Source organism: Methylobacillus methanolivorans (assembly GCF_054588515.1).
Map to the genome: position 1 here is coordinate 1441830 of NZ_BAAILT010000002.1, position 17844 is coordinate 1459673.

Sequence of the window (17844 nt, forward strand, 5' to 3'; positions counted from 1 at the left end):
TATGTACACGCTTATACCCTGCTCACGATAAAGCAACAGAACCCTCTTAATACCTCGTCTTACCGCGATATCCTCCAGCCATCGCGCTCAATTTGTTACTTGAATCACGCTAATCCGGCCATCCGGCTCCAAGCGCATTTCCTTGACTTGCGCCAAGCTTTCCAAGCCTTCCTCACGCATTTTTGACATGAGCTCGTCCTTGGTAATCCATTCACGCCGAAGATTACGCCATTGTATGTCGCCGTTGCGCACCAGCAGCATACTGGCACTTTCGGTAAAACGACGTATCAATGGAAAACGGTACCCCAGATAATCGAACAGCAAATTCCAGATAAGCAATGTCATCACGAGCAACGCACCGTCGAAGAATGTCTTGGCATCGCCGCTCATAGCATTCTGCGCCGCATCAGCCACAATCACGACAAATAGAAAATCACCAATCCCCAGATTGCCAACATCTCGTCGCAAGACAAAACGGAAGATAAAAAACAACAACCAGAAGACCAATGTACCCCGCAAGATGATCTCCCAAGGCGAAATGCTGAAAGTGAACAATTCCATTGCAATCTTTCAAGACGGTGTGTTGCCGCCATCTTATAGCCGTGATCATTACGTCCTTTGTAGTCCCAAATCGCAAAGCATTGTAGGAGAAAGTAGGAAAATGGCTTGATGCCAACGTGTGACTCGGCCCCTTGTCGCCTTCACTCCTACACAATGATCAGCCATGTCTGATTCACAAACATGGTCGTTTGATACGATCATGCGAACTCCATATCTAATGGAGTTCAATATGACCTCTCAATTATGGCTAAGAAAGCATTTTCTTCATCTGCTCGCCATATCCTTGCTTGCGGCGCCTATGCTAGTGCTGCACGACGCAGCTGCAACTGAGGCGCTGTCATCCAAGGACCAAGGCTATTTGAAAGATGTTACTCGTCTAGAAATCCTGCAAACCGAAGCTAGCGAAATGGCAGTACTTAAATCGGGAAATGAACAGGTACGTGACTTCGCACGCGAAATGATCAAAACACAATCACAACTAGGTGAGGCAATCAGGCAATTAGCCAACCAGAAACGTGCAGATTTGCCGAAAGAACCGTCCCTCTGGCAAAAAGCCAAGTTCAGAAGCCTATCCTCAAAAGAAGGGAGTGAGTTTGATCTAGGCTATGCCAAAACTATTGGAGTGAAATCCCAAGAAAATATCGTCAAGCTGCTAGGCAAAATTGCTGAGCGTACTGAAGACCCAGATATCAAGGCCTTCGCCCTTCAACACTTATCCTCAGCAACAAACTCATTAGAAACTGGTAAAGCTTTGCTTGCTGTCATCAAGGCAACAGAAAGCGACTAACACGCCTACAAGGTTGAGTTTTCTGACATGGATATAAGACACTGGCTTATAACAGCACGCTCTGCCACCACCAATAATAAACATACTTTCCTTTCCATTGGAAAGAGCAGTGGTCACATTCACTGCTTGATTCCATTACATCATCATGGAGGTTTATTATGGTCCAGACTGCAAACCCACGCGGCTTTGCCGCAATGAGTCCTGAAAAACAACGTCAGATTGCCAGCATGGGAGGTAAAGCTGCCCATGCCAAGGGTACAGCCCACGAATTTGACTCGGCCTCTGCCCGCTTGGCAGGCCGCAAAGGAGGCCAAGCTGCTCATGCAAAAGGCACTGCCCATCAATTCACGTCAACCGAGGCCCGTGCTGCTGGCCGTAAAGGTGGTCGCCGGAGCTCATAGCAGCGCTAACAGCTAATTTATGTCATAAAAAAAGCCAAGCCTGTTAGTCACTCAGGCCTGGCTTTTTTACTGCATTCATTTACACCGGCCCGTATCCCAGAAAAAAAGCATAATGCTGAGCATAAAGCTCACTGCCTTTATCAAGGATAGATTTGTAAACACGTGCAGCCTTTAGACTCTCTTGGGTATAGTGCACAACTGGAGACAAAAGTCGAATGATGTAATCCATCACATCTTCTTGAGCATCATCAACCTCATGGTGGCTAGATTGCGCAGCCATTATATGAGTAATAGGGCTCGAAGCCATGACCACAGCTGGCATATCGGTATATCGCAGACGTTTGACATACTCTTGGCTGGAATCTATCCAATCCAACAGGATTTGCTGCTGATAAGCGTCCCAAGGCAAGCAATGTCCACGCTCCAGCACTTGCCATAAGCGTGTTTTCCCTTTTTCATCGGCCTGCATCCAGCCTTCATGACACAAATGCTGCAACAGCAAGGGCAGTGGCAAACTATCTGGCCACCGGCCCCGAATACCCCGTTCCATACAGTCAATACGATAGGCGCGCTCAATATGCACGGCATAAGGCTGGATCACGCCAAGAAAAGCTTGCTGTAAATCAAACGATGCCACAATTTCGGGAATGCCCAAACCCAACTGATGTAACTTATAGCCATTGGCTACACGCTGCAGCAAAGTATGCTGATCTTTCTGGGTTGTAGCTTCATCAAGCAACGCGCATAACAGCTTGATAGTAGCCACCACACAAGCATCATCTTCGGTCGCCTGCAAAGTAAAATAATGTGGTTGCACGCCCATTTCGCTGAGCTCATATGCAGCAATCAACATCGGTAGCGAAACCTGCTCGTACCCCAAGTTAAACCCAATGATTTCCGGCAGGTAATCATCGACATGATGCCCCAATGCCAGTCTGATCGCACCCTGCATATAGTACTGGTCAGCCATCCCGCGCCAATCTGAACAACCATTCTGATCCAGTAATTGCTGATACAAACTCACCTGATTACTGGACTCATCACCGTCTCCTAGGTTTCTGAGATAAAACCTGCACAACGGTGCAAACTTGGCTTCGCGCCAATGTTTGAGACAACCATATAGCCATGCTCCCTCCACCATTCGGCTTGGAGCCATAGACTGCAAGAAATGTAATGCATGGGATTTACCAGAAAAATATCGAGGCTGATGCCCTGCATGTCGATCAGCCAAATAGGCCTGATAATCCATTCTAACTCGCAAGCAACGCTGCTCCAGCCATGTTGGCAATGCCGTCATATCGTTAGGCAAACCACTATGCAGTAACGATGCCTCGGCAATTTTTTCATCCAGAAATGTACGAGCTTGCTCGCGTACTGCTTCAATACCAGTCGGCTGAGATAGCGCATGAAACAAGTCCCGAGCAGGAGTGGTAATTGTCGGGAGATGTGGTAACTGACTTCGCCGCAATACAATTGAGGAGACATCACGCCTAAATACTAAGCTTGGAACAGCGCCAGCCAAGGAGCCGCGCCCCTGTATAACTTCCTTCATGATGCACCCCCATATAGAACATCAGCGACAATGAGGCATTATCTGGAAATTAACATAAACCTGCCGTCAGACAGCTTCCCCGCCTTTCGTAGGAAAATCATCACAACTCAAGAAAAAACAAAAAATACACATTAATTTCATACAGTTAAATTAAAACATGAAAAACTCCCGATCCAATCAGGACTCTTGTTCTAGCGCTCCCTCATTTATCCACACCAAGAAAACGCATATTGGCTTTGACATTAAGCAAACAAGAAAATAGAATAGCGGGCTTGGTTTAATCCGCCTTGGATGATGGTGATGTAGCTCAGCTGGTTAGAGCACAGGATTCATAATCCTGGGGTCGAGGGTTCAAGTCCCCCCATCACCACCAAACACCTATCAGGGATGATTAGCCAAATAATAGAGAACCCGCTTCAGGCGGGTTTTTTTATTGCCATCAATTTATCAATATAGCCCATATTTTCAGACCTCCTGCACTACTTCATCATGCAGACAAGCTGTTCTATGTGCAAAAACCTCCGTGCAATGCACGGTTAAAATAGCCCATAACAGATAAGTATGATGTCTCGATACAAAATCCTAACAATTCACACATAACTGTCATATTTCAACTAAATCAATCAGTCTTTTTCAACTGTTTAATTTGACACTTTGTGATAGCCTATTTCCCATCAAACTGTACAATCAGGTGAAGCAGCATGCAGCAATTATTTTTAGTAGCCATTGGTGGAGCCATTGGCTCTATTGCCCGATTCAAGCTTGCTGGGTTCATGATGAATCAGGCAACTGAATGGAAATTTCCGCTAGGTACTTTCACTGTGAATATTCTAGGCTGCTTTGTGATTGGTGCTCTCGCAGGCCTAGCGGATAAATACGATTTATTTTCATCTGATTGGAAGCTTTTTTTGTTCACTGGATTGCTGGGCGGGTTTACTACATTTTCTGCTTTTGGCTTAGAAACCATGATGCTTCTCAGAAATGGAGATATCATGACTGCCCTACTTTATGTATTACTCAGCGTTATCATTGGCGTTGTACTAATGTATGGCAGTTTTATGATTTTCCGCCATCTCTTTTGAAGTTAATCATTATTTTATTTTTGAATTTAATTTGAATATAATGCAAATCACATAGTGAAGTATTAATGCCTTTAATACACTCATCTCCATTTACTCCCACACCCTTAATCACAGGATCTACACATGGCAAACATTGATACAAAAAGAGAAAAACTGAAGCAAAAGATTTCTGCATTGACCGAACAACTGGAAGCTCTCGAACAAAAGCCTGTAGAGTTGAATCGTCAAAGTGAAGGCATGCCAGAACTGATTGCAGCATTTGATGCAGTGGTCAAAACTCATAAGGTCGCAGCAGTGGACGTATTTGAAGTACTGCTCAAGGCAAAAAGAACTGGTATGACATTATCCAAGAAAGTGTAATGTCAGATTGTGGCAATAAAAAAGGCGGACTGGTTTCCGCCTTTTTTATTGCCATGTTTACAACAACCAGTCGATAGGCATCACAGATAATATCCGGACAAAAAGTCGTTGTAGCAAGCCTGTGCCAGGATCAACATCGTATCGCTGCTCCACGCCGTCCTGATATGAAACCCAGTACAACCGATTATTTTCATCCAAGCGCACTTCATAAGCATTTTCGGGTACGCCTGACTTGAATGCATTTTCCACTTGCTCAGCCAAGCTAGGGCTTTCAATAATAAATCCCAGCTCGGTGTTAAGCCTTGCAGAGCGTGGATCAAAATTGAATGATCCAATAAAAACATGGGAGCGATCAATCGTGAAGGTCTTGGCATGCAGGCTGGAACCTGAGCTACCAAATGGCCCCAAGTAATCCTTCATATGACTAGTGCCTGCTTGACGACGCATTTCATATAGCTGGATACCAGCTTGCAACAATGGTTTACGCCACTTGGCATAACCTGCATGCACTGCTGCCACATCGGTAGATTCAAGTGCATTGGTCAAAATACGTATCTTGATTCCTCGTCCAGCCAGGCGGGAGAATCCATTGACGCCTGTCTGGGTTGGCACAAAATAAGGGGAGACAAGGTCTACACTTTCTCGCGGATTACGCAGAATACGCGCCAAATCAAAAATCATCAGGTCTCGATCTGCGACTTCACCTGTGACCTTCTCTGGACTGTCACTCAGCAACTCGACCTTGGCCCAGTCAAATGCATGTTGCCCATCAATAAAATCGTGAATAAATTGACTGTCTTTTAGCGCTTTCAGATAGCCTTGCCCAGTCACAGTTTTCTCCGCCTGCCCTGCTGCTTCACTCAATCTTTGCAGCTCATCGTCATTCGGAACATGAATCAATGCACTCAACGGATAAGCTGCAGCGCTTGCCCAATAACGATCAAAATCCCGCGAAGTATCGTCCACTACCGCACCAATCGCCATCACATCAAGGTCTGCAAATAGCACGCCATCAGTTGCGCCAAAATACTCATCACCTACATTACGACCACCAATAATGGTCACCATGTTGTCGGCAATAAAGGATTTATTGTGCATACGGCGATTAAGCCGCGAAAAATCGAAGAGAAACCCCAGCTTCTTGAATGTACGAAACGGAAACGGGTTAAACAACCGAATTTCCATATTAGGATGCTGGTTGAGTGCTGCCAGCCTGGCGTCCAGTGCCCGCCCCTCAATTCCATTATCGTCCAGCAGCAAGCGCACTCTCACGCCTCGCTCGGCGGCTTTGCGCAAAGCTTCCAGAAACAAGATGCCGGTATTGTCATTGCGCCAGATGTAATACTGCACATCCAAGGTTTTTTGCGCAGAATGAGTTAACAACATGCGGGCAGCGAAAGCACTATAGGCATCCAGCAAAGGCATGATGCCCGATTGCCCAGGATGTGCAGCCTTCAGTGGCTGCATGGTCTGGCCCAGCTTGGTGCCCACGACTTCTTCGGGGTTTAGCGCGACAGAGGGTGGCTTATCGCTATCACGGACATGTGGCAAGCCACAGGCTAGTAAGGGCATGATAAGCACTAGCATGATGATGCGCTGATACCAAGTAAGTCCTCCTCGTAACAAACTGCGTATGCCGGGTTTATTCAAGAAGCCCATCATGCTGCCGTCTTTTTCATGTTCTGCTTATCTTTCAATAGTCATCAGGAGAGTGATGCTGTGTGCTGTGACACATCAAAATATTGCAGGTTCTGTGGATTTTCTGCTACGCGAAATACTTCCTTATCGGGAAAAATGGAACAATCCAGCCAAGTTATAATCCATGCATAATACCAACAACAGCAATCTATTATTGATGAACAAGGAGAAGCACATGGTGACCAACCCACCCCAACAAAAAGGTTCGCGCATCTGGCTTTGGTTATTTATTTTTGTCTTTGTCGGTGCAGTGCTGCTTTACTATATATTTGGTACGCCTGCAGCACCTGATAGCTTGGAGCAAAGAAATGATCGCGCAGCGATTGAGGATTGCTGGAAACGTCACGCAAACTCGGCACTATCGCCCACTGAGCTCAAATATGTCGCCGAGGCTTGCGAGTTTATGGAAAATGAATTTTTGCTGAAATATCGGCAGAACCCTTGATTCCAAGCACTAGCCCATAAAAAAATAAAAAAGACTTTCAATTCAATATATCGGGGACTCTCAAGAATGGCGGGGTAAGCCATTCACCTGGAACAAGCAATCCAGGCTAATAACAAGAGATAACTATCATGCCCGGTGCATTTGCCCACCTCACTCTCATCAACCACTTGCGGGAAACACCAAGGCTAGAAACGGCTCCTGGTTTCCCGCGCCAGGCCATTCCTTGGCTATTGCGACATTTCAAGTTTGCCGAGCTTGGCGCAGTTAGCCCAGACTATCCTTACCTCGCCATTCGCGATGCATCTTCACTAGCCTGGGCAGATAATATGCACTACCTACGCACTGGCGAAATCATTCATGCCGGTATCGATATCCTTAAACAATGGCAAGGCATGCAACGGGAAAAGGGAATGGCCTGGTTATTAGGTTATGTGTCGCATGTGATCATGGATGTCACCATCCACCCAGTGGTAGAGCTTAAAGTTGGGCCTTATGCTGCCAATAAGCGCCATCATCGGCAATGTGAAATGCACCAGGACGCCTATATCTTTCAACGCCTGAACTTGGGAGGCATCGGCTTATCCGAACACTTATCGTCGGGCATCTGGGCTTGCCGTGAGCCCGGAACCAAAATGCTGGATAAGGATATTCATGCTTTATGGTTAGGGATGCTGCAACGAACTTATCCGCAAGCCTACGCGGATAATCCTCCTGTTATTCACAAGTGGCACCAACGCTTCAACCGCATGGTAAATAAAATTGCGGAGGAAGGTAATCGCCTCATGCCTTTTGCACGCCATCTTGGAGTACGTGCAGGCCTAACCTATCCCAACCCCAATGAGGTTGACCAGCAATACATCAAACAATTACAGACTCCTGGCGAACGCATGGATTATGACGTCCTGTTCGACCATGCTCTGCGCAATACGATGCAAATATGGACAGTGGTTGCCAATGCCGTTATTAATCAAGATGATACTTACAAAACCGTGGTACGCAACTGGAACCTTGATACCGGAAAGGACGAGCATGACCAATTCGGCTTTTGGCCATAAGCTTACTTTATATCTTTTGGTCAGCTCTCTGATACTGACTAGCGGATGTAGCGCAATTCGTACCACGCATGAGGAGTCTATGCTCATGGAGGCCTCCCGCCTGACCAAACTTAGCAGTGCTGTAGAAGCCTCCGTCAGATATGAACCTGATGTTAACACCTTGAGCGAAGTAGAAATCCTGCAACAGGCCACAGCGCATGACCCCACATTACTCAACTCGTTTCAGCATCGCCTATTACGAGTGAAAGTCGAAGATAGACATGCCCTGGTACTCGTCTGTACCAAAGATGGCCATCAGGGACTAATCGAGGATGCTGGATGCAGCGCCGCGGCAGATAAGCATTTATGGATGTCTTCCTCGGCCCCCTGTGAATTTACCCTGCAAGTCACTGAGGTATGTCTATCACCACCCTCACCTCGCTAGGTACGTGGTTGGCAGGGAGTATCGATTTTGTAACAATAGATGCAGGCGGAACATACCGCCGGCACTGCATAAATACTGCTCGTTGATTATTTCGGGGAATTATTTGGAAAGAATGCATCATGGAAAGAATTCCAATATTGCAAGCACAGGTCGAAGCGATGGCGCTGCAGTTGAATCAACGTACGTTGGAAAGCCTTGAATACCGCATCCTCATGAAAGCGGTAGTAGAGTCGCACCCCGACAAGGCTGCGCTGTCAACTTGCATTCAAGAACAGCGCGAGAAACTAGTGGAACAAGGCGTGATTGGCAATATCGTGGATGGAGACCGCGAATATCTCAACCAATACATAGAAAAGTGGCTTAGCCTCTGCCAGCAGTAGGTGACTCAAGTCCCGGTTACCTGATTAAAGTAAACCCTGGCATATTTACCAACGGCATCAGTAATAGGAACAGCCACCACCTGATAATCGTCTCCAGCATAATGTAGCGCCTCCTCGACGATAGGCTGAAAGTCATCAAGAGCCCCCTCACTTGAGTCCCGCGGTGTGATAACGAAACCATTCAACGCCATTTCCACCTCATGATGAGGAGAAGGCGTTTTCAGCTTGGTAATTAGGCTTTCCATGTCGATTGAATATTATTTTTCCACATATTCTGATACAGCCTCTATAGTCACGGCCTCCTTGGCTAGATCGGGACACTCCAACTCAAATTGACTCTTGCCTATACGATAGGCTTCCTCAATGTTGGAGGCATTCACTTGATTGCGCCATACAGGTGGTCCTCCAGCTTGATCTTGACTCCTGGAGCGCACATTCACCATAAACAATCCCATAGCACCCCCCTACCTAATACCGTGATGACAAGCCAACACGCTCAGTCATCTGTCGGTGCAAACTGTCTCCCGACAGTTTGCGAGACTCCAAGATCTGACGGTAACGCTCCAGATCTTCAGCAATTTTGCGCTCCAATATGCCAGTAATATCACTGGCGACTTCATCACCGCGATCCTCGCATTCATACTCAATCTGCAGGCGCACACGGGTAGAGTGAGGCTCCACCTGCAGGAAAGACACGACACCTTCATTATGTACGCCAGAGACACTACGCCAGGCAATATAGTCATCTAGCACCTGCTCAACAATTTCCGCTTCCCACTCAACAGCATGCCCATCTGCCTGAGCAAGCCACCATACATGCCTGTCATCTAATTGCTTGACGTTAATCACGCTCTGCATGAAATAGGGAAAGGTTTCAAACTGGGTCCACTGGTTATAGGCAATATTCACTGGAACCTTGATGTCTATGCTAGTTTCAATCGTGGGCATATCAGCGCTCCAAACGTATTACTTAACTATCAGTGTATAGTTTGCAATCCAGACGCAAGAGTTGGCCTGTTCCTAAAAAAATGTCAGAAAAACCAACGACGTCTTTAGGCAAGGCAGAAATCATATAGATCTCGGCTTCAATTAGTTTCATATAAAAAGTTGCGCACTGACATAATCTTGAGTTAATTTCGGAGTATCCATAGACCACTGACGCAATTACTTGGTGTGTGGCCAGCAATTTGATTTCCTGCCAAGTTTGAAAGGTTTCCCCCGCCATGGAGCACACGCCACTCATTGCCACCATCGTCGGAGGACTGGTACTTGCCTTTATGTTTGGCATGATCGCCCATCGCCTGAAAATGCCTCCTCTCGTTGGTTACTTGCTTGCCGGTGTCGTTGTTGGTCCCTATACACCAGGCTTTGTTGCCGATGCCAATCTCGCCCACGAGCTGTCTGAGATTGGCGTTATCCTGCTGATGTTTGGCGTCGGCCTGCACTTTTCATTACGCGACCTGCTCTCAGTCAAATCAATTGCCATCCCCGGCGCCATCGTACAGATCGCCATCGCGACACTGCTTGGTCTTTCTCTAGCATTAGCCATCGGCTGGCCATTAGGAGAAGGACTGATTTTTGGCCTGGCCCTTTCCACAGCCAGTACGGTGGTCTTGCTTACAGCGTTGCAAGAAAGACGCATCCTCGAAACCAAGCGAGGCCAAATAGCCATTGGCTGGCTGATTGTCGAGGATATTGCCATGGTGCTCACTCTGGTGCTGGTTCCCGCCTTGAGCGGTATGCTGGGCGGCAATGGAGGTAGCTTGGATGGAGGAGAGCTATTCAACACCATGGCCTTGACCATAGGCAAGGTCATTGCGTTTGTGGCGGTCATGCTACTGGTCGGGCGCCGAGTGATCCCCTGGTTGCTGGCCCGCACCGCAGCCACTGGCTCGCGTGAGTTATTCAGGCTGGCCGTTCTTGCCATTGCTCTTGGTTTTGCACTAGGTGCTACCTATATTTTTGGCGTTTCCTTTGCACTGGGTGCCTTCTTTGCAGGGATGATTTTGAGCGAATCTGAGCTCAGCCATCGTGCGGCGGAAGAGTCCTTGCCGCTACGTGATGCCTTCGCTGTGCTGTTCTTTGTTTCGGTCGGCATGCTGTTCGATCCTTCCATCTTGATCCGCGAGCCCTGGCTGATTCTGGCGACACTCTTCATTATAGTGTTCGGCAAATCCTTGGCAGCTTATGCCATTGTGCTCGCTTTCGGTCACCCATTAGGCACAGCCTTGACGATCTCGGCCAGCCTGGCGCAAATTGGCGAGTTTTCTTTCATTCTTGCTTCCTTGGGAGCATCGCTAGGTTTGCTTTCAGATACCGGGCGCGACCTCATTCTGAGCGGCGCCATCTTGTCCATCCTCATCAATCCTCTGCTATTTGCGTGGCTGGATCGCCTGAAACCATGGCTACTTAACCGGGAAGAAAAGAAGCCTCTCAAGGGCGAAAGCGGCACCCGCATCATCTCTTACCCCTATCTCCATGCGCATGCTGTCCTGGTAGGCTATGGACGTGTAGGAAAGTTGGTTGGTGCGTCACTACGCCAGCAGGATCAGCCCTTCATTGTGCTGGAAGACCAACCTGAAGTTGTGCAGATGCTACGCGAACAAGGGACGCCTGCCTTATGTGGCAATGCCGCAGCACCTGGCATGATGGAAGCAGCCAACCTCAAGTCTGCACGCTGGTTGCTGGTTGCCATACCCGATGCCTTGGAAGCGGGGCAGATTATTGAGCATGCACGCAAAATAAATCCTCAAATTGAGGTAGTCGCGCGTGCGCACTCCGACGCCCAGATTGAGCACCTAGAAAAGCATGGTGCTTCTTACACTATCATGGGGGAGCGGGAAATCGCCAAGGGTATGGCCAACTGGGTACGTGCCGGCGTGGAATGGTAGGCATGCCATATAAGGCAGTGTCGATTTAATCAGCTTTTTTGTAGGGTGCGCGCTCATCCAGCTCTTGCTGGTAATGGCACATATCGGCCCCTTCACGGGCCAGAAAACGGCTAACCGCAGCTTCGAAATCAGGATGAGTCAAATAGTGAAATGAGCAGGTTTCCCGCGCCGTGAAACCCCGTGCCAATTTATGCTCCCCTTGTGCGCCACCTTCAAAGAAGTGGATAGCCTGCTCAATGCAAAATTCTTGCGCCTGGTAATAACACAGCTCGAAGTGCAAGTTCGGCACATAAGCCAATGCCCCCCAATAACGCCCGTACAAGCAATGGGCATCATAAAGGTTGAGTGCAGCCGCTATATAGCGCCCATCACGCTCGGCCAACACCATCATGACATTGCCCGGCAGACGCTGCCCTATCTCATGAAAAAATGCTTGTGTCAGGTAAGGGCTGGAATGATGCTCAAGATAAGTGTTGATATAGCATTTATAGAAAAAATCCCACTCACGCTCACCGATTTCATGCCCGCGCAAGCGCCGACAAATCACGCCGGCACCAGTGACTTTCTTGCGCTCCTGACGGATTTTCTTGCGTTTGTCATGCGACAAGGTCGTGAGAAATGCGTCAAAGCTGGAAAAGCCCTGGTTTTCCCAGCGAAACTGTACGCCCTGACGCCTTAACCACTGTGGACCTGACAACGCTTGCGCGCTTTCCACATCAGGGAATAGCACATGGGTAGAGGATAACTGAAGGTGTTGCGTTGTTTCACACAACATTTCCGCCATACGCTTTTGCAGGACAGGATCATGGGAAAGCAAGCGGGTGCCTGTAATCGGCGTGAAAGGTACAGCAGCAACCAGCTTGGGGTAGTATTCCAGACCATGATGGGCATAGGCCTCTGCCCACGACCAGTCAAACACATACTCCCCGTAAGAATGCTGCTTGAGATATAAAGGCACGGCCCCAAGCAAGCTATCGTCACGTTTAAGTACCAATGGCATAGGTTGCCAACCGCTACCTTCACCCACCGAGCCACTTTGCTCCAAGGCACTCAGAAAAGCATGGCTGAGTAATGGCGAACCATCAGTCAATGCATCCCATTGTGCGCAATCAAGACCACTTACGCCATCGACAAATTCAGCCTCTATCTTCATCCCCAGCACACCTACGACCTATGCATCATAGAAGCTGCATTATAGTGCCAATCATCATGCCCCCAGCGCATGTATAGCACTCACCCATTTATTTCTCGGGGCCAAGCTGATTCAGAACAACAACATGACCCACACATTGAAGTGTCGCACAATCACGACACTTCAATAATCTGCCACTACTTGCGCTTACCGACAGAATCCACCCCATGACCAATCACGCCACCAATCGCAGCACCACCGACCGTGCCAAAAGAACTTCCGCCTGTCAGCACCGCACCTGCAACACCACCAATCGCGGCACCTGTCGCGGCATTCTTTTGACGCGTAGACAAGCCAGAACAACCGCTAAGCATCAATACCAACAATACACCTGCAATCGTTTTATTCATTTTTTTACTCCTTAGCAAATTCCAGGCCTCTGCCTGTTCGTGATCCAATTCGCAAAAAGTAGGCCAATTTTTAATAAACAATAAAAATCAATCAGTTAAAAAACCAATATTGCTATTACACAGCAAAATAAAGACAAAATTGTCGCTAATGACAGACAAAAGAAAAGCACTGTCCCGGCAAGGCAGTGCTTAAGTGGTTCACAAGGAAGATTATTATTGGAATTCGGTCATAGTGCTCGCTTAGGAACTGCGGCACTCATTTCTTTTACATCATGCAACGGCGCTGGCTCCACTACATCCTGTAACTCTTTTTCTTTCTTATCGAGCGCCTTGTGCTGGCGCTCTGCAATACGAGCCTGCATGGTCTCAAGCTCGTTCATTGTAATCACGCCATCACCATTCAAGTCGAACTGCATGAAATGACGCGCTACCTGAGGGATCATCTCTACCGCTTCTTCACGGGAAATAACCCCATTACCATCTTTGTCGGCCTCTTGAAATCGTTCCATGATACGCTGGCGCATGGCACGCCTACGCTCTTCTATCTGAGCGTGTGCAGCATCAACATTACGAGAGTATTCGTAAAGATCGCGCCTCAAGCGCTGACGATCTTCACCAGAAATTTTTGCATCCAAGGTCTGATGAATATTCGCTGTTGGCACATCCTGTGTGTCACTAGCCATATCATCATTCGCATAGCGGAGATTTGCCGCATGGGCGACACTGGCAACTCCCAGCAAAACTGCCGTTAATGCCAACTTATGATGCCAAACTAAATCTGTCAGCATCAACATAAAGCTAAACCGTACACTTGCAAGATCATATGATTCGCTCGCCTCTGTTTTAAGCTTACCTGTTTCCTTGCGTACTACATTGGGACGCAACAGCTCAGAAACCATTCAAACTCACCCTAGGTGAGAGCTGAATGAGGCGACATCATCCCGCATTGATGTAAACTGAGTGTTTCATATCGACTTGTGATTGTAAAAATTTGTAACATCAGAAGCGCCGCACTTCTCCTTCGCATGCACTCTTAAATACAAGCGCAGGGCAAGAATCGGCATGATTGTATGGAACCTTGCAAATAATACTTTTCATCGACCCCTATTTCCGCAGAAAATATGGCTATGCAAACACCTCCGAAAAAAATATTAATGGTGGACGACGACTTGCGTATGCGCGAGTTGTTGCAACGTTATTTAGGCGAACAGGGCTTTTCCGTCAAAGCAGTGTCTGACGCTGCCGAAATGGATCAAGCGCTTGCCCACGAGCACGTAGACTTGCTGGTACTAGATCTCATGTTGCCAGGTGAAGATGGCCTTGCCATTTGCCGCCGCCTGCGTGCCAATGGCAGCACCATTCCTGTCGTCATGTTGACTGCCCGTGGCGACGAGATAGACCGCATCATCGGCTTGGAAATGGGAGCTGACGATTATTTACCCAAGCCATTCAACCCACGTGAGCTACTTGCCCGTATCAATGCAGTGCTGCGTCGCCACAGCCGCCTGCCCCCTGGCACCCCAGTGGCAGAGGCGGATCACATCAGTTTTGGCGATTTCATCTTTGACCCTTCGACGCGCACCCTGACCAAGAATGGAGACCCTGTCACCATCACCAGCGGTGAGTTCGCCCTGCTCAAGGTATTTGTAGATCACCCACGCCAGCCCTTGTCACGTGACCGCCTCATGCAATTGGCGCGCGGTCGAGAGCTGGACGTATTTGACCGTAGCATTGACGTACAAGTCTCCCGCCTGCGGCGCCTAATTGAACCTGATCCTTCACATCCTCGTTATCTACAGACCATGTGGGGATTTGGCTATGTGTTCGTACCCGATGGCGAAACCCAGAAAAGCTAGTGTCACCCCCTCGTGAACCTGTTACCACGTACACTTCTTGCACGCGTAATGCTGCTGATAGCCCTGCTGCTTGCAGCGGGGCAGTTTGCAGCATTAAAGCTGTTTGACTACTTTGAGAGTGAGCCCCGTGCAATGGCAGCGGCGCTTCAGGCGATCACGGTCGTCAACTACACACGTGCCTCGTTGCTTGCTGCACATGAAAACCGCCGCCTAGCCTTGCTTTCTGAGCTTTCCGGTCGCGAGGGCGTACGTATTTATGCTGCGGACATGCTGGAAGAAATTGAGCCGCTACCCAATGACCACCTCATCCGCATGATCGCGGAGAAAATCCGCGAACGCCTGGGCAAGGACACCTTGGTAGTCCTCAACCATTTTGGCATCCCCGGCCTGTGGGTGAGCTTTAGCCTAGGGCAAGATGATTACTGGGTGGTCATTCCGCGCATTCAGGTCGATCGCCCATTTCCTTGGCAGTGGCTAGGCTGGGGGGCGCTAGTGATAATGCTGTCACTACTGGGTGCCTACCTGATCGCCTCCAACATTCACCACCCCTTACGCCTGCTCGTTAAGGCAGCAGGGCGGCTTAGTAGTGGTGAGTACCCACCGCCCTTGCCTGAAGAAGGCGCGCATGAGCTACGCGAGGTGAGCCGCACCTTCAATGAAATGACCGAGGCCCTGGTACGGCTCGATAACGAGCGCACACTGCTGCTAGCGGGGATTTCACACGATCTGCGCACACCGCTTGCGCGCTTGCGGCTTTCCGTGGAAATGTTGCCAGATGAATATTGTGCCAGCCTGAAAGTAGGCATGATCCAGGATATTGGCGATATGGATAGCATCATTCACCAGTTCCTGGATTTTGTCCGTGGGATTGAGGGTGAGCCCACGCAAATGATGGACCTCAACGCCTTACTCACTTCCATTGCTGATCGCCATATTCGTGCTGGCCGCAAGCTGACGGTCTCCCTGGCACCTACCCACCTCATCCCCGTGCGTCCCCTAGCCATGCAGCGCCTGCTCACCAACCTGATCGACAATGCCTTCGCCTATGGCGGCGGCGATGTGACGGTCATGACGCGCATTACGGCAGGCAACATCATTCTCAGCGTACTGGATAACGGCCCCGGCATTCCAGCTTCACAGATGGAAAGGTTACTGCGCCCATTCGAGCGCCTGGATACGGCCCGCGGCAACAAGAGTGGCAGTGGACTGGGGTTGGCAATTTCTGATCGTATCGCCAAGTTGCATAAAGGCCAGCTCACCCTGCTCAACCGACCACAGGGCGGGCTGGAAGCACGGCTTACCTTGCCGATTCAGCCTCAGGTGACGGCGCAAACCAAGCAAGCTTTTCGCGTAAACGCACAACCTCGCCGACAATAATCAGGCACGGCGCTCTTAGCCCTGCTTGCTCCACCAACCCTGGCAATGTCTCCAATGTACCCTCTACCACACGTTGCCGTTGGGTAGTGCCCTGCTGAATGATCGCGATAGGCATGCTATGAGGCGCACCATGCTGCACCAGCTGGCGGCAAATTTCCGACAACCCCACCAAGCCCATGTAAATCACCACAGTTTGCTTAGGACGCACCAATGCCGTCCAATCCAGATCAACGGAGCCATCCTTGAGATGCCCTGTAGTGAACAAGCATGACTGGGCATAATCCCGATGCGTCAGCGGAATTCCGGCATAACTCGATACGCCATTGGCAGCAGTAATGCCAGGCACCACCTGGAAGGGAATACCATGCTCCATGAGGGTTTCGATTTCTTCGCCACCTCGGCCAAAAATAAACGGATCGCCACCTTTCAACCGCAGTACGCGCTTACCCTCCTGGGCAAGACGCACCAATAGCTGGTTAATATCCTCCTGGGGCAAAGTATGCTGGTCGCGCGACTTACCGACATAGATCAACTCCGCATCACGCCGCACCAGCTCCATCACTTCCCGACTCACCAGCTTGTCATAAACGCAAACATCCGCCTGCTGCATAAGTCGCAAAGCCCGAAAAGTCAGTAAATCTGGATCACCGGGCCCACCACCAACCAGATACACCTCGCCATGATGCAACTCCCCATCACCAGCCAGCGCTTGCTCCATGGCATGACGCGCTGCTGGCTCCTGCCCTGACAATACCAACTCACCAACCGCCCCCTGAAATACATCTTCCCAGAAAATACGCCGCTGCTGGCTAGTAGAAAAGCGACGTTTCACGGCATCGCGAAATTCAGCAGCAAACGCTGCCAAGCGGCCATAAGTGGCGGGGATCATGGTCTCAATGCGCGTACGCAGCATACGCGCCAGTACGGGCGCTGCTCCGCCGCTGGACACCGCCACTAGCAAAGGGGAACGATCCACAATCGAAGGTACGATGAAAGTACATAACTCTGGCGCATCCACCACGTTCACCGGAATATTACGTGCCTGCGCTGCTTGAGAAACCGCACGATTGACCTCGGCATCATCAGTCGCGGCAATCACGATCATGACGCCATCCAGCTGAGCAGGATCAAACACGGCCTGCAGATGACGAATGTGGCTATCCACTAGCAATTGTTGCAACTCGGGATGCAGATCAGGGGCAACCACCGTGATACTCGCCCCTGCCTTTTCCAGCAAGTTGACTTTACGGCTAGCGACTTCGCCGCCCCCAACTACCAGGCAAGGGCGGCTTTGTACTTTCATGAAGATAGGCAATGTTTCCATGCGCGCCATTTTATTCCATTTTCAATGTAGGCGTGACGACACAGAGCACGAGCGCATGGCAACAACAACGGTCAGATAAATTGGTAATGAAACGACGCTATGATTGGCT

General features: G+C 49.3%; 21 protein-coding genes and 1 tRNA gene. 12 read left to right on the plus strand and 10 right to left on the minus strand.

Going from position 1 to position 17844, the window contains the following annotated elements:
- Positions 1-87: 87 nt before the first annotated feature.
- Positions 88-561, minus strand: a complete 474-nt coding sequence (locus tag LG202_RS08080) for a DUF421 domain-containing protein (protein ID WP_230347874.1) — start codon at positions 559-561, stop codon at positions 88-90.
- Between the two features lie 163 nt (positions 562-724).
- Between LG202_RS08080 and LG202_RS08085 the strand changes: the two genes are divergently transcribed.
- Positions 725-1348, plus strand: coding sequence for a DUF4142 domain-containing protein (locus LG202_RS08085; RefSeq protein WP_230347875.1), 624 nt, complete (start codon positions 725-727; stop codon positions 1346-1348).
- Positions 1349-1506: 158 nt separating this feature from the next.
- A complete protein-coding gene (locus LG202_RS08090; RefSeq protein WP_230347876.1) occupies positions 1507-1749 on the plus strand; it encodes a KGG domain-containing protein in 243 nt (80 codons plus the stop codon).
- Between the two features lie 79 nt (positions 1750-1828).
- Here the strand turns inward: LG202_RS08090 and LG202_RS08095 are convergent, their stop codons facing one another.
- Positions 1829-3301, minus strand: coding sequence for an iron-containing redox enzyme family protein (locus LG202_RS08095; protein ID WP_230347877.1), 1473 nt, complete (start codon positions 3299-3301; stop codon positions 1829-1831).
- Positions 3302-3597: 296 nt separating this feature from the next.
- On the opposite strand from LG202_RS08095, the gene LG202_RS08100 reads away from it, so the two are divergent.
- The 3 genes from LG202_RS08100 to LG202_RS08110 all read left to right on the plus strand — a co-directional run bounded on the left by LG202_RS08100 (position 3598) and on the right by LG202_RS08110 (position 4743).
- Positions 3598-3674: transfer RNA gene (locus tag LG202_RS08100), tRNA-Met, on the plus strand.
- 328 nt (positions 3675-4002) lie between these two features.
- Positions 4003-4383, plus strand: coding sequence for a fluoride efflux transporter CrcB (crcB, locus tag LG202_RS08105; RefSeq protein ID WP_230347878.1), 381 nt, complete (start codon positions 4003-4005; stop codon positions 4381-4383).
- Between the two features lie 123 nt (positions 4384-4506).
- Complete coding sequence (locus tag LG202_RS08110) at positions 4507-4743, plus strand: hypothetical protein (RefSeq protein ID WP_230347879.1); 237 nt, start codon at positions 4507-4509, stop codon at positions 4741-4743.
- Positions 4744-4800: 57 nt separating this feature from the next.
- Here LG202_RS08110 and LG202_RS08115 read toward each other — a convergent pair whose 3' ends face one another.
- Entirely contained in the window at positions 4801-6405 is a 1605-nt protein-coding gene (locus LG202_RS08115) for a phospholipase D family protein (RefSeq protein WP_230347880.1), read from the minus strand.
- Positions 6406-6616: 211 nt separating this feature from the next.
- Between LG202_RS08115 and LG202_RS08120 the strand changes: the two genes are divergently transcribed.
- From LG202_RS08120 to LG202_RS08135, 4 genes are all read left to right on the plus strand, one after another.
- Complete coding sequence (locus tag LG202_RS08120) at positions 6617-6886, plus strand: hypothetical protein (protein WP_230347881.1); 270 nt, start codon at positions 6617-6619, stop codon at positions 6884-6886.
- 128 nt (positions 6887-7014) lie between these two features.
- Positions 7015-7941 (plus strand): zinc dependent phospholipase C family protein, encoded by a 927-nt coding sequence (locus tag LG202_RS08125; protein WP_230347882.1) that lies wholly within the window; start codon positions 7015-7017, stop codon positions 7939-7941.
- Between the two features lie 85 nt (positions 7942-8026).
- Positions 8027-8365, plus strand: a complete 339-nt coding sequence (locus LG202_RS08130) for a hypothetical protein (RefSeq protein ID WP_230347883.1) — start codon at positions 8027-8029, stop codon at positions 8363-8365.
- Positions 8366-8484: 119 nt separating this feature from the next.
- Positions 8485-8745, plus strand: coding sequence for a hypothetical protein (locus LG202_RS08135; RefSeq protein WP_230347884.1), 261 nt, complete (start codon positions 8485-8487; stop codon positions 8743-8745).
- Positions 8746-8750: 5 nt separating this feature from the next.
- Here the strand turns inward: LG202_RS08135 and LG202_RS08140 are convergent, their stop codons facing one another.
- From LG202_RS08140 to LG202_RS08150, 3 genes are read right to left on the minus strand one after another with little or no spacing between them, the layout of a single operon-like run.
- Positions 8751-8990 carry a hypothetical protein gene (locus LG202_RS08140; RefSeq protein WP_230347885.1) on the minus strand — a complete coding sequence of 80 codons (240 nt, stop codon included), beginning with the start codon at positions 8988-8990 and terminating at the stop codon, positions 8751-8753.
- 12 nt (positions 8991-9002) lie between these two features.
- The gene (locus tag LG202_RS08145; RefSeq protein ID WP_230347886.1) at positions 9003-9200 is read right to left on the minus strand and encodes a hypothetical protein; all 198 of its coding nucleotides are present in this window, start codon (positions 9198-9200) and stop codon (positions 9003-9005) included.
- 13 nt (positions 9201-9213) lie between these two features.
- Positions 9214-9693, minus strand: a complete 480-nt coding sequence (locus LG202_RS08150) for an SRPBCC family protein (RefSeq protein ID WP_230347887.1) — start codon at positions 9691-9693, stop codon at positions 9214-9216.
- Positions 9694-9968: 275 nt separating this feature from the next.
- Between LG202_RS08150 and ybaL the strand changes: the two genes are divergently transcribed.
- A complete protein-coding gene (gene ybaL / locus LG202_RS08155) occupies positions 9969-11636 on the plus strand; it encodes a YbaL family putative K(+) efflux transporter (protein WP_230347888.1) in 1668 nt (555 codons plus the stop codon).
- 25 nt (positions 11637-11661) lie between these two features.
- Here the strand turns inward: ybaL and LG202_RS08160 are convergent, their stop codons facing one another.
- The 3 genes from LG202_RS08160 to LG202_RS08170 form a co-directional block, all read right to left on the minus strand.
- Positions 11662-12789 (minus strand): GNAT family N-acetyltransferase, encoded by a 1128-nt coding sequence (locus tag LG202_RS08160; RefSeq protein WP_230347889.1) that lies wholly within the window; start codon positions 12787-12789, stop codon positions 11662-11664.
- Between the two features lie 176 nt (positions 12790-12965).
- A complete protein-coding gene (locus LG202_RS08165; RefSeq protein ID WP_230347890.1) occupies positions 12966-13178 on the minus strand; it encodes an osmotically-inducible lipoprotein B in 213 nt (70 codons plus the stop codon).
- A 227-nt stretch (positions 13179-13405) separates the two neighbouring features.
- Positions 13406-14077, minus strand: a complete 672-nt coding sequence (locus tag LG202_RS08170) for an EF-hand domain-containing protein (protein ID WP_230347891.1) — start codon at positions 14075-14077, stop codon at positions 13406-13408.
- 228 nt (positions 14078-14305) lie between these two features.
- On the opposite strand from LG202_RS08170, the gene ompR reads away from it, so the two are divergent.
- Together ompR and LG202_RS08180 are read left to right on the plus strand one after the other, a co-directional pair.
- Positions 14306-15034, plus strand: a complete 729-nt coding sequence (gene ompR, locus LG202_RS08175) for an osmolarity response regulator transcription factor OmpR (RefSeq protein ID WP_230347892.1) — start codon at positions 14306-14308, stop codon at positions 15032-15034.
- A gap of 48 nt (positions 15035-15082) precedes the next feature.
- Positions 15083-16411, plus strand: a complete 1329-nt coding sequence (locus LG202_RS08180) for an ATP-binding protein (RefSeq protein WP_230347893.1) — start codon at positions 15083-15085, stop codon at positions 16409-16411.
- On the opposite strand, the gene cysG is transcribed toward LG202_RS08180, so the two are convergent.
- Positions 16332-17735 carry a siroheme synthase CysG gene (cysG, locus tag LG202_RS08185; protein ID WP_230348080.1) on the minus strand — a complete coding sequence of 468 codons (1404 nt, stop codon included), beginning with the start codon at positions 17733-17735 and terminating at the stop codon, positions 16332-16334. The two genes, LG202_RS08180 and cysG, sit on opposite strands and share 80 nt — an antisense overlap.
- Positions 17736-17844 lie beyond the last annotated feature (109 nt).

What these genes read in the sequence shown, in the direction of transcription:
- LG202_RS08135 (WP_230347884.1), top strand. Translation starts at nt 8,485, where the DNA reads ATGGAAAGAATTCCAATATTGCAAGCACAGGTCGAAGCGATGGCGCTG.
- LG202_RS08140 (WP_230347885.1), bottom strand. Translation starts at nt 8,990, where the DNA reads ATGGAAAGCCTAATTACCAAGCTGAAAACGCCTTCTCCTCATCATGAG.
- LG202_RS08085 (WP_230347875.1), top strand. Translation starts at nt 725, where the DNA reads ATGTCTGATTCACAAACATGGTCGTTTGATACGATCATGCGAACTCCA.
- cysG (WP_230348080.1), bottom strand. Translation starts at nt 17,735, where the DNA reads ATGGAAACATTGCCTATCTTCATGAAAGTACAAAGCCGCCCTTGCCTG.
- LG202_RS08165 (WP_230347890.1), bottom strand. Translation starts at nt 13,178, where the DNA reads ATGAATAAAACGATTGCAGGTGTATTGTTGGTATTGATGCTTAGCGGT.
- LG202_RS08095 (WP_230347877.1), bottom strand. Translation starts at nt 3,301, where the DNA reads ATGAAGGAAGTTATACAGGGGCGCGGCTCCTTGGCTGGCGCTGTTCCA.
- LG202_RS08160 (WP_230347889.1), bottom strand. Translation starts at nt 12,789, where the DNA reads ATGAAGATAGAGGCTGAATTTGTCGATGGCGTAAGTGGTCTTGATTGC.
- LG202_RS08145 (WP_230347886.1), bottom strand. Translation starts at nt 9,200, where the DNA reads ATGGGATTGTTTATGGTGAATGTGCGCTCCAGGAGTCAAGATCAAGCT.
- LG202_RS08150 (WP_230347887.1), bottom strand. Translation starts at nt 9,693, where the DNA reads ATGCCCACGATTGAAACTAGCATAGACATCAAGGTTCCAGTGAATATT.
- LG202_RS08125 (WP_230347882.1), top strand. Translation starts at nt 7,015, where the DNA reads ATGCCCGGTGCATTTGCCCACCTCACTCTCATCAACCACTTGCGGGAA.
- ybaL (WP_230347888.1), top strand. Translation starts at nt 9,969, where the DNA reads ATGGAGCACACGCCACTCATTGCCACCATCGTCGGAGGACTGGTACTT.
- LG202_RS08170 (WP_230347891.1), bottom strand. Translation starts at nt 14,077, where the DNA reads ATGGTTTCTGAGCTGTTGCGTCCCAATGTAGTACGCAAGGAAACAGGT.
- LG202_RS08120 (WP_230347881.1), top strand. Translation starts at nt 6,617, where the DNA reads ATGGTGACCAACCCACCCCAACAAAAAGGTTCGCGCATCTGGCTTTGG.
- LG202_RS08115 (WP_230347880.1), bottom strand. Translation starts at nt 6,405, where the DNA reads ATGATGGGCTTCTTGAATAAACCCGGCATACGCAGTTTGTTACGAGGA.
- crcB (WP_230347878.1), top strand. Translation starts at nt 4,003, where the DNA reads ATGCAGCAATTATTTTTAGTAGCCATTGGTGGAGCCATTGGCTCTATT.
- LG202_RS08110 (WP_230347879.1), top strand. Translation starts at nt 4,507, where the DNA reads ATGGCAAACATTGATACAAAAAGAGAAAAACTGAAGCAAAAGATTTCT.
- ompR (WP_230347892.1), top strand. Translation starts at nt 14,306, where the DNA reads ATGCAAACACCTCCGAAAAAAATATTAATGGTGGACGACGACTTGCGT.
- LG202_RS08130 (WP_230347883.1), top strand. Translation starts at nt 8,027, where the DNA reads ATGGAGGCCTCCCGCCTGACCAAACTTAGCAGTGCTGTAGAAGCCTCC.
- LG202_RS08180 (WP_230347893.1), top strand. Translation starts at nt 15,083, where the DNA reads ATGCTGCTGATAGCCCTGCTGCTTGCAGCGGGGCAGTTTGCAGCATTA.
- LG202_RS08090 (WP_230347876.1), top strand. Translation starts at nt 1,507, where the DNA reads ATGGTCCAGACTGCAAACCCACGCGGCTTTGCCGCAATGAGTCCTGAA.
- LG202_RS08080 (WP_230347874.1), bottom strand. Translation starts at nt 561, where the DNA reads ATGGAATTGTTCACTTTCAGCATTTCGCCTTGGGAGATCATCTTGCGG.